Raw genomic sequence first — 10,930 nt, 5'->3', positions numbered from 1 at the left:
TTGATTTATTTTTTATGCCGCATTCATCCCCGCCCGACTATGTCGGACGAGGTTTTCTGCGGAGAACTGGATAAAAATCCCTCCTCTCGTTGTCCTTACGTGTCTTTAGATGCGCTTTGTAATTCCTACAGAGTTAGACGCTGCTTATAATTGTTATTATATATTTTTCTGGCAAACAGTTAAAGTGGAAATTTTAAAAAAGAGACCCCTGCAAAGCTTTTACAGCCCTGCAGAGGTCTCTATATTTTAAATCTTGTATTGCTAGTTGCTTACGCTCTCAGCTCGACGCCGTACTCCTCGTTTAACTTTGCACAGATCTTGTCAACGAACTTCTGAACGCGTGCATCGTCAAATGCCTCATCCTTTGGAACGAATGTGATAGAGAATGCCATACTCTTCTTTCCTTCCGGAATCTGGCCTCCCTCGTAGATATCAAACAGCTTGATTTCCTTTACATACTTATTTTCCTTGCGGATGCAGTCCTCGATCTGGCCACATGTGATTGCCTTATCCATTACAAATGCAAGGTCACGCTTCTCCTCTGCAAACTTTGGCAGCGGAATGAAGGTTCTCTTCTTATCATACCACTTGGACAGAATCTCCAGATCAAGCTCCATAACATATGCGCTTGCACGCATGCTTAACTTGTCCTGAATATCGTACGCAACCTTACCGAAATAACCAATTTCTTCGCCCTCACATAATACCTTTACTGCCTGATACGGATGCAGGAAGGATTTCTGAATTGGCTCATAAGTAAATGCAACATCTAAGCTGTCTGCGATTCCGTTTGCAATGCCCTTCATTGTGTAGAAGGATTCCTTTGCACCGAAGGTACCAACACAAAGTGTTTTTCTCTCATCCGGATACTCGGTAAGCGGCAGATTTTTCGGAATAAAGATATTTGCAACCTCAAAAAGTCTTCCGTCGAGAATACCCTGCTTTTCATTTCTTGAAATAGCATTGAGCATTGATGCAGCAAGTGTAGTACGCATTAATGACAGATCGATATTGATTGGATTCATGATCTGAATTGCGAAACGCTCCTTTGCATCAGCCGGGAACTTCAAAAGATCCAAATCAGACGGGGAGAAGAATGAGTAATGCATACACTCATATGCACCCATAGTACAAAGAGTACGCTTTAATGCAAGCTCGCCCTTCTGCTCTTTGTTATATCCGCCTGCTGTTACCTGTGCAGATGGCATAAATGTTGACTTAATATGGTCATAACCATACATACGAATTACTTCCTCTGCCACATCCGGATAACGCTCTACATCATTCTCACCCTCTGGCAGCATATCCTCACGGTAAGCTGGTACCTGAAGAGTCAGTACGTCACCTTCAACTGTCGGATTGAAGTTTAAATTCTTCATCAGACGTACAATCTCCTCTGCCGGAACCTCAATTCCAAGAACGCTGTTTACCTTATGGATGCTTACCTGCATCGGCTGAGGCTCAATGCTGTTTCCAACATTAACATCTACATGAGTAGAAGAAACCTTTCCGCAGCCAAGCTCCTCGATTAAATGAAGTGCACGCTTCATACCAAGAACAGTTGAGTATTCATCCACGCCCTTCTCAAATCTTGAACTTGAATCAGAAGACTTTCCAAGTGCTCTTGCAGTCTTTCTAACATTATCTCTTGCAAACTTAGCAGCCTCAAACATAACACTTTCTGTTGTGTCACGAATCTCAGAATTTAATCCGCCCATAACACCTGCTAATGCAACTGGCTTTACGCCGTCGCAGATAACAAGATTAGCTGGTGACATTGTGTACTCCTGCTCATCAAGTGTAACAATCTTCTCACCCTCATGTGCTCTTCTTACGCAAATCTCGTTGCCCTCAAGGTAAGAGCAGTCAAATGCATGCATTGGCTGTCCAATCTCTTTTAATACATAGTTTGTGATATCTACGATGTTACTGATTGATCCAATACCAACAAGTGCAAGACGACGCTTCATCCATGCCGGAGACTCACCCATCTTTACATCATATACATAGTGTGCACTGTAACGCGGGCAAAGATCTGGTGCCTCAACACTTACCTTAAAGCCGTCCTTCTTTACCTCGGTCTCTGTATAATCGGTTGACGGCATCTTTAATGGCTTCTCAAGCATTGCAGAAACCTCTCTTGCAATTCCTAAGATGCTCTGGCAGTCCGGTCTGTTTGCAGTTAATGAGATGTCAAACATCCAGTCATCAAGACCTGTGATAGCCTTTACATCTGCACCAGGCTGTGCATCAGCCGGCATCTCTAACAAACCATTATAGCCTGCACCCGGATACAGATCCTCTGTTAAGCCAAGCTCTGTTCCAGAGCAAAGCATACCGTATGACTCAAAACCGCGAAGCTTACCCTTTTTAATTGTCATCACGCCTTCGATTGTCTTATGATCCTTTGCTGTTGCATAAACAGTTGCACCAACAAGTGCTACTGGATACTTGCCGCCTGCCTGTACATTGTCAGCGCCGCAGCAAATCTGCATAGTGCCATACTCACCTGCATTAACCTGACACACATGAAGATGTGTCTCTGGAATCGGCTCGCAAGTCTCAACAAGACCAACTACAATCTTATCGATGTCATGACCAACCTGATACAGCTCCTCTACCTCAAATCCGCCGTCAAACAGCTTTTTTTCAAGCTCCTGCGGTGTTACATCAATATCTACATATTCTTTAAGCCAACTTAATGGTACTAACATATTCGTTTCCGTCCTTTCTTATTTCTCGTTAATCTGTTTCAGGACACGCAGATCCGATCCAAACAGCATCTTGATGTTGTTGATACCATACTTAAGCATTGCAGTACGCTCAAGACCGATACCAAACGCAAAACCGCTGTATTCTTCGGAATCGATGCCACAGTTTTCAAGGACTTTCTTATTTACTACGCCAGCACCAAGAATTTCGATCCAGCCAGTTCCCTTACACAAATTACAGCCCTTGCCGCCGCACTCAAAGCAGCTGCAGTCAACCTCTACAGACGGCTCTGTGAATGGGAAGTAAGACGGACGAAGACGGGTCACAGTTCCCTCTCCGTAAATTTTCTGTACAAACAGATCAAGCATACCCTTTAAATCAGACAGGGTAATTCCCTTATCAACAACAAGTCCCTCCATCTGATGGAACATTGGAGAATGAGTCGCATCATCATCAGAACGGAATACTCTTCCTGGAGATAAAATCTTGATCGGCGGCTTCTTGCTCTCCATAACATGAATCTGACCTGATGAGGTCTGTGTGCGAAGCAAGAACTCTGGTGACAGATAGAAAGTATCCTGCATATCTCTTGCCGGATGATCCTTCGGTGTGTTCAGTGCCGTAAAGTTATAGTAATCATTTTCGATCTCTGCGCCCTCATAGATCTCAAAGCCCATGCCTGCAAAGATATCGATTAACTGGTTGCGAACAAGTGTAATCGGATGAAGATTTCCAATGCCAGTCTCATCTGCCGGAAGTGTCAGGTCGATTTTTTCAGACTCATAGCGGCGCTGTAACTCTAACTGCTTCATTTTTTCTTCCATCTTGGAGAAACGATCAATCGCCCACTCCTTTAACTCGTTTACTGACTTTCCGTATCCTGCACGCTCTTCTGGTGCAAGATTTCTCATTTCCTTCATCAGCTCGCTGATCTTACTCTTTTTTCCTTCCAGATAAGAGCTTCTGAACTCATACAGTTCCTTAGAATTGGACAATCCTTCCAGTCCGGTCTCAATCTTCTCCTTCAGAGCAGCAAGATTGTCGGACAGCTTGTGTGTTTCCTGCATATAACCTTTCCTCTGCTTTCTTAAATGTTGCTTTTTCTATGGGACGAGCAATAAAAAAAGTCCCATAGAGGCTTTAAAAAAAACCTTTATGGGACGAATAAATCCGCGGTACCACCCATGTTCGGATTATAAAAATTATTACAATCCGCACTTGATCTGCCATAATGCAGCAGCTGCATCCACTTAGCTTTTGTCATAAACAAAATTTTCGTGGAAGACTCCAATGCTGAAATTCATCTGTAGGCGGATGGCAGCACTCTCAGCAGGTTATGCGGCCTCTCTGGAAAACCGAATGGTACAGACTACTTACACATTTTCTCAGTCATCGTTTATTATAGCAGTTTTCAAAGAGAAGTCAACCCCCCCCGACCTGCCTTGATGTTTTTCACCTCTGTGCATGGTTAATTTTCTTATCTTCATACATGCGTTTATCTGCAAGCTTTTGAATATCTGCTGCACAGTCGGCATCATCTGGATAGACAGCACTTCCGCAGCTAATTCCTATCTTGATCGTATAACCATCAAATTCATATGGTTCTCCAATCAGTTTTTTTATGCGCTCAATTCTCTTTTCACAAATCTGTGCATCCAGATTTCCATTTAAGATAAGCATAAATTCGTCACCGCCAATGCGAAAGGCATAATCATTGCTTCTGATACATTTAAGCAGTCTTTTTGCCACTTCTTTTAAAACCTTATCGCCCATCTCATGGCCATATGTATCATTCACAGGCTTAAAAAGATCAAGATCCATATAAAACAGAGCATACGGTTTTTTATTTTCATCTCTTATTTCCATCATTTTTTCAAAATAACGTTTATTAAAAAGTCCCGTCAGTGCATCTGTATTAGCAAGGTTTTCAAGCTCATGCTGCTGTCCCATATCCTGTGAAACAATCATGATTTTTGTAAGCGTATCCCCTTCCCACTCAACCGGAATCACACTCATAATAAAGAATCTGCTTTTATCTCTAGCGCAGTACTCCAGACAATAAGAATCCTTCTGTCCCTTTATCAGCTGCCGCACATGCTCGGCAGAAAGCATATTCGTAAACTTTGCATTTTCTCCATCTGTCAATATCGTATATTGATCAGAAATCCCATTAATAAATTGGTCATAGGATCCTTTTTTCGGATAAAGATATTCACCCCGCTTGTCTTCATATTCATATCTGTTATTTTTCAAGTCGCAAATTGCAAAACAGTCAACAATCTGCGAAATTCCCCAAAACAGCTGATCGGAAAATTCCTTTTTCTTTTCCGCTTTGATGCGCTCGTCTGCTTCTTTTTGGAGCTGAGCCTTTGCACGCTGCTTCATTAAAATGACAACTCCAATCACTATACATGTTGCCATCATACACAACAAAACGATAGTCGTTCCCTGAACCATTCTCATACCAGAGTCAACAACACTCTTTTCCACAATACCTACAATTGACCAGTCGTCAACTCCTACTGGCTGATAGACAAGATAATACTCTGATTTTTGATATTTAAATGAAACACTTCCTTTGCCCTTTGTTGGCACAGTTTTCTTCATGCGCTCCAGATAATCTTCATTATAAGACTGTGTTTTATCCTGAATAAAATCAAAAATATTGTCAAAGTCATCTGTGATCTGCGTCTCTGGTTCAAGCGACATAAGCACTGTTCCATCAGAATCAACTATGTAACAATCACTTTTATTATTGTATACACCACCTCCAATCAGCTTTTCTACAACACTGTTATCATATGAAACTGCAAACGCCGTATATGTCACGTTATTTAACTCAATGGGATCTGAAGGAACTGCAAACACGATTTTAGTTTCTCCATCGCTTGCAACATAGCTTGACACAATAGGACCCTTTTTTTCATAAAGCGCTTTAAAAGCATCCTTCACGTGCTCTGCCGTTCCTCTTCGTCCATCAATAGTCCAGAACTCACAATCTTCATTAAAAACATAAAAATCGCTGTACTGCCAATTTTTACGTTCATTTACAAAATTACCCCATCCATCTTCTGCATTTTGTTCTTTTTTATCCTGTTCTTCTGCACGATAATTCAAATAATTGCACCAGTCCTCAAGTGCATTCCAATTGCGCTGCGCAAACATCATAAAGGTCTTATCAAGCTGTTCATATGTAGCAAGCAGTCCCTGCGTACTTTCCTGATAAAATTTCTGACCAATATAATTATCGTAACGTTCAATACTAACAAATATAATTGCAAGCAATGCAGCTGATATCAAAAAATACTTCCACTTCTTTCTCATCATCTTCTTGCCTCCTCTCATGTATCCTTACTTCTAAGAGCACTTGCACAAGTAATTTCACCCTTCTACAAGTTTCCTTTTTTTTCATTATACTATGTTTTTTTTGATTGAAAATAACATTTTTTGCTGAAAGTGATTTTTCTCATGTTCCCTTTTTTTAAACTGCGTGCTATACTAATGGAAATCTAAATTTCGATTGATGGGGGATTTCATCCAATGCATAATACTACAAAAAGAGGTCAGCTAAAAAAGCTGGTACTTGCTCTTGGACTATCTGGCACGTTCTTTTTAAACGCATGTACTTCAAATGCACCTTCTAATCAAACTATCGTTACATCTACAGATGACTATGAAGCGAACTTGGCTGCCAATGAATCCGAGAGCTTTTATGAAACAGAATCTGAGACTTTTGACAGAGAAACACTTTACCGAACTGATGATGACAACAAGCCTGCTGAGGGCTGGATTACAAATGCTGACGGCACTATGGGCTACTGCCAGAATGGCTATCTTTTGACTGGATATCAAATGATTGATGATTCACGCTATCTTTTTTCTGATGACGGCATAATGCAAACAGGCCGCTACACAGATGAAAATGGTGATACATATTGTTTTACTGATGATGGCCGCCAATATTTTTGCTCTACTGTAAAATGCGATGATGGCTATTATTACTATTTCGGTGAAGATGGAAAAGCTGTGACAGGGAATTTTACTTTTCCTGACGGCGCTACTGGTATGACAGATGAAAATGGACATGTATATGTAGGCTGCCACCGTATCGGTGATCTCGTCTACGATTTTACCTCACAGGGAAAGCTTAGGCACACTGTTGACGCCACAAAGCCAATGGTTGCGCTGACGTATGATGATGGTCCTTCCACGCAAAATACACAGATCATTCTTGATACGCTTACAGCAAATGGTGCCTATGCTACATTCTTTGTCCTTGGCAGGAATGTAGAACGCTGCGCGGATATTATTCAAAATATTGAAAATTCAGGTTCTGAAATTGGAAATCATACCTACAATCATTATAAAATTACAAATATGGATGCACAGGTAACAGATCAGGAAATCAGCAGTACAAGCTCCTATGTGCAGATGATTACAGGAAACCGCCCATGCATCATGAGACCGCCGACAGGCGCAACTGATGATGTTTCATGTGCCAATGTAGCAGCTGTTGATGACGGTTATCCGCTTATCATGTGGTGCGTGGACACAATTGACTGGCAGCATCATGATGTGGCAACCACATGCGATACGATAAGAAGCAAGGTAAAAGACGGCGCCATTGTGCTTATGCACGATATGGAAGCATCCTCTGCGCAGGCATCCCAAATTATCATCCCAGAACTGATTGCTGCCGGCTATGAGCTCGTTACAGTCAGTGAAATGGCGGCTGCAAGAGGCGGCATGGTACCAGGTCAGGTTTACAACTATTTTGATCCAGCGCTTGGGCAGACACAAGAGGCTGCTGAGATTCAGCCAGAGACAAATACGTCAGCTGAAACACAAGTGCAGCAGGATGAGACTGAAACTTTGGCTCAGACACAGCCACAGGACTCTCAAAGCACTCAGTCTTCTGAATCCATACCAGATATTACATCAGAATCTGCTGCTTTGGAAAACTCAGACACTACTACCCCTGCAAGCAGTTCCTCTGATGACAGCCTCTCGATTATTTTTCCGTGGGCGAAGTAAAATAGGCGGCCAATGGCCGCCTTATTTTTATCAATTTAGTGGTGTATTAAGGCGAAACTCCCTGCTTTGTTTGCAGTGAATATCATCAATCTCACAATACACAATTGCTGCCTTGTCAGTCGGACCTTCTACCAAAATCTTTCCATCCGGGGAAATCACCATACTTGGGCGTCTGAGATCTTCAATTGGCATCCAATACGGAACTGCCATTGCTGCCGCTACAAAAATACCATTTTCATAGGCTCTTGCCGGACCATAAATCCACTCCCATCCCCATGTCGGACACACAATTAGATCAGTGCCCATCTTTGCAAGATTTCTTGCCGTCTCAGGAAACTGCATATCCCAGCAGACAGCATTTCCAACATGACCAAATTCTGTATCAATGGTGTGAAGCGTCTGCCCCGGTGTAAAAATTTCAGATTCATCTCCTGCCAGATGAATCTTATGATACACGTCTTTTATGCGTCCATCTCTGCCCCAGAAAACAGTACTATTATAGAGTTTTCCGTTTTCCTTTCGCGCCAGTCCGGCAAGAATCATTACACCATACCGGGATGCAATTGCTGCAAATCGAGTCTCCTCATTTGTTGTCACGTCATAATCGAATTTATTATTTTTCTCATTTGATGTCTCTTCCTGCGCCTGACCCATCTCCTGATACAAATCAGCATATGGCACTTTTATTTTTGAAAAATGACCACTGTAATTTACTACTTCTGTTGTCGCAATCAGGTTAGCTCCCTCTTTTGCCGCTTCTTCTGCCATGCGAAATACTTCTTCCATGTATTCATGTCGCAGCTGCAATACCTCTTCTGTATCAAAAGTCCGTGTCCCCGGAAAATTGTAAAGTTCATTTTGCTTTGTTTGAATCAATGCGATTTTCATGTTCTGCCACCTTTCTGTTTTTATAGTTTTTATTTGTTTTATCACAGATATTGTAAGTTTTACAGTTTGTTTTTTACAGATTCATACTTTCATCAACTTTTTGTCTTGTTTTTCTCTCTACTTTCTTTATACTAGAAAACAAAGTAAGTGAACTATAAATGGGAATGCGAACCAAAAACAAGAAACGAAGACAATCCCAAACAAAACTAGAAATAAAGCAAAGTCCAAATACCAAATAGAAAGGAACGATTTCACTATGAAAAACCTATTTAACATTTTTAATCCAGATAATAAGATTGCAAATTTTCTGACAAAAATCATGTATCTGGCATGGCTCAATTTCTTGTGGCTGATCTGTAGTCTCCCCATCGTAACGATTGGTGCTTCCACAACTGCAGTTTACTACACTGCTATGCGCATGGCACGAGATGACGAAGGTTATATTGCAAGAGATTTCTTTCACTCATTTAAAGAAAACTTCTTGCAGGCGACTGGTGTATGGCTGATCGTGCTTGCCTTCTTTGGCATGATCTGTTTTAACTGGTGGACTCTTTCTGGCAGCCCAAATGATCTGCTTCGCATTGCTTCACACCTGTTTTTAAGCCTATTTGTGATTTTTGCGCTGATCTCTATTTATTTCTTTCCGCTATTGTCCCAGTTCGATATGCGAATCATGGAACTGCTTCGCTGCAGCCTTTTTATATCACTCAAAAATATTCACTGGAGCATCTGCCTTGTTATTCTTTTATTTGGCGGCAGCGCTTTGATGGTATTAAAGTTTTATCCACTTGTTATATTCGGATTTCCGTTAATTGCATTTTTACAGTCTTATATTTTTAACAGAATTTTCCGCCAGTATCTTCCTGACCATGAGTTTACGCCGGGCAGCGTAGCTGTAATGAATGATACAAAATGAGAAATGACAATTAACTTAAAACACCACTAGAAAAAATGTCATCAAACAAAAAAAGATCTCTGGATTCCTATCTCAATCTTGATTTTGGGGAATTCAGAGATCTTTTTGTAATATATTACATGTCTATTTTATTACCACATGAAGTAATCATTTCCTCTAAGCTTTAATACAGCCTCGATGAAATAGAAATCTGCATACACCATTGTAAAATGGTGATCTGGACTATGATAAGCGCCCGTGCAGTTTAATACGATTGAATCACAATCTGTTCCCCAGTTTGCTCTTGTCTGATCAATTGCCTTTAAGATTTTAACTGCCGCTCTTATGTACATATCTTTTTCTAATTCCGGCACATGCTTTGCAAGCTCAATCAGTCCGTTTGCAATGACGCATGCTCCGCTGGAATCCTCCCATGCCGGCTCCTTCGGCTGTCTGAAATCAACTGGAATGATGCCATTGTCCGGAATATTTGCCATAATATAGTGCGCAATACGCTTTGCGGTGTCAAGATATTCCTGCTTACCAGTATGAATATAGCTAATCATAAATCCATATACCGCCCAGCCTTGACCACGTGTCCACGCTGATCCCTCGCAGTACCCCTGACCACCGTAAGCTCGAACAAATTCGCCAGTCTCTGGATTAAACTCTATGATGTGATTTACGGATCCATCTGGGCGTACAAAATATTTCTGTGCCGTATCGGCATGGAGCATTGCAATCTGACGAAAACGAGAATCTCCAGTCTCCTCAGATGCCCAGTAAAGGAGAGATAAATTAAGCATACAGTCAATAATTGCCCAGCCTCTTGTATCGTCATCTGATCCCGGAATATCATTCCATGCACGAATGTACTGACCAACTGGATTAAAACGTCCTGCTAAAAGATTTGCTGCATGAAGCGCACGCTTTCTTGACTCTTTGTTGTGTGTCAGATCATAATCTGCTGCCGCAGTTGGTCTCCACATAAAACCAACATCATGATGTAAGCCGTAATAACCATCAAAGCAAGTATCCATCTTTTCCTCGGAGATTCGCGCAATTTCAGCGTAGCGCTCGCGTCCGGAAGCCTGATACATCATCCACAAAATACCGCCCCAGAAACCATTCGTCCACCAGTTTAGGCCATCATCTGCTCTCCACTCTTTTGACAGATCACTTCGATCATCATGTGTTCCATTGATTGTCAGATATGGGATCTTATCCTTTGACTTTTCGCTGACCCACTGCATTTTTGTTTCAATCTTTTCATAGACCTGATCAATCCACTGCTGCACCTGTGGTTCTAAGGCTCCTACCCCCTGTGCATTTTGTACATGCTTTCCTGTAACTTGTGTTGTCTGTGTCATGTTCCAATCCTCTCTTTCTTTTCATTTCTTT

The 10,930-nt window shown here is 41.6% G+C and carries 7 protein-coding genes; 2 read left to right on the top strand and 5 right to left on the bottom strand.

The features are described from left to right. Positions 1–269: 269 nt before the first annotated feature. From pheT to LKD48_RS09055, 3 genes are all read right to left on the bottom strand, one after another. Positions 270–2,714 carry a phenylalanine--tRNA ligase subunit beta gene (pheT, locus tag LKD48_RS09065; RefSeq protein ID WP_308731833.1) on the bottom strand — a complete coding sequence of 815 codons (2,445 nt, stop codon included), beginning with the start codon at positions 2,712–2,714 and terminating at the stop codon, positions 270–272. A gap of 18 nt (positions 2,715–2,732) precedes the next feature. Beyond that, positions 2,733–3,761, bottom strand: a complete 1,029-nt coding sequence (pheS, locus tag LKD48_RS09060) for a phenylalanine--tRNA ligase subunit alpha (RefSeq protein WP_408628574.1) — start codon at positions 3,759–3,761, stop codon at positions 2,733–2,735. A gap of 403 nt (positions 3,762–4,164) precedes the next feature. Next, positions 4,165–6,039 (bottom strand): sensor domain-containing diguanylate cyclase, encoded by a 1,875-nt coding sequence (locus LKD48_RS09055; protein WP_308731831.1) that lies wholly within the window; start codon positions 6,037–6,039, stop codon positions 4,165–4,167. 213 nt (positions 6,040–6,252) lie between these two features. Here LKD48_RS09055 and LKD48_RS09050 point away from each other — a divergent pair, with 213 nt between their 5' ends. After that, positions 6,253–7,746 (top strand): polysaccharide deacetylase family protein, encoded by a 1,494-nt coding sequence (locus LKD48_RS09050; RefSeq protein ID WP_308731830.1) that lies wholly within the window; start codon positions 6,253–6,255, stop codon positions 7,744–7,746. 30 nt (positions 7,747–7,776) lie between these two features. Here the strand turns inward: LKD48_RS09050 and LKD48_RS09045 are convergent, their stop codons facing one another. Further along, positions 7,777–8,634 carry a carbon-nitrogen hydrolase family protein gene (locus LKD48_RS09045; RefSeq protein ID WP_308731829.1) on the bottom strand — a complete coding sequence of 286 codons (858 nt, stop codon included), beginning with the start codon at positions 8,632–8,634 and terminating at the stop codon, positions 7,777–7,779. Between the two features lie 256 nt (positions 8,635–8,890). Between LKD48_RS09045 and LKD48_RS09040 the strand changes: the two genes are divergently transcribed. Beyond that, the gene (locus LKD48_RS09040; protein WP_227102277.1) at positions 8,891–9,550 is read left to right on the top strand and encodes a YesL family protein; all 660 of its coding nucleotides are present in this window, start codon (positions 8,891–8,893) and stop codon (positions 9,548–9,550) included. Positions 9,551–9,681: 131 nt separating this feature from the next. Here LKD48_RS09040 and LKD48_RS09035 read toward each other — a convergent pair whose 3' ends face one another. Beyond that, the gene (locus LKD48_RS09035; RefSeq protein WP_331466829.1) at positions 9,682–10,899 is read right to left on the bottom strand and encodes a glycoside hydrolase family 88 protein; all 1,218 of its coding nucleotides are present in this window, start codon (positions 10,897–10,899) and stop codon (positions 9,682–9,684) included. Between the last annotated feature and the right edge of the window lie 31 nt (positions 10,900–10,930).

Origin of the sequence: Anthropogastromicrobium aceti (genome assembly GCF_020687335.1) — a bacterium.
GTDB classification, from domain to species: domain Bacteria; phylum Bacillota; class Clostridia; order Lachnospirales; family Lachnospiraceae; genus Anthropogastromicrobium; species Anthropogastromicrobium aceti.
This window is presented reverse-complemented; position numbering and strand designations above follow the sequence as displayed.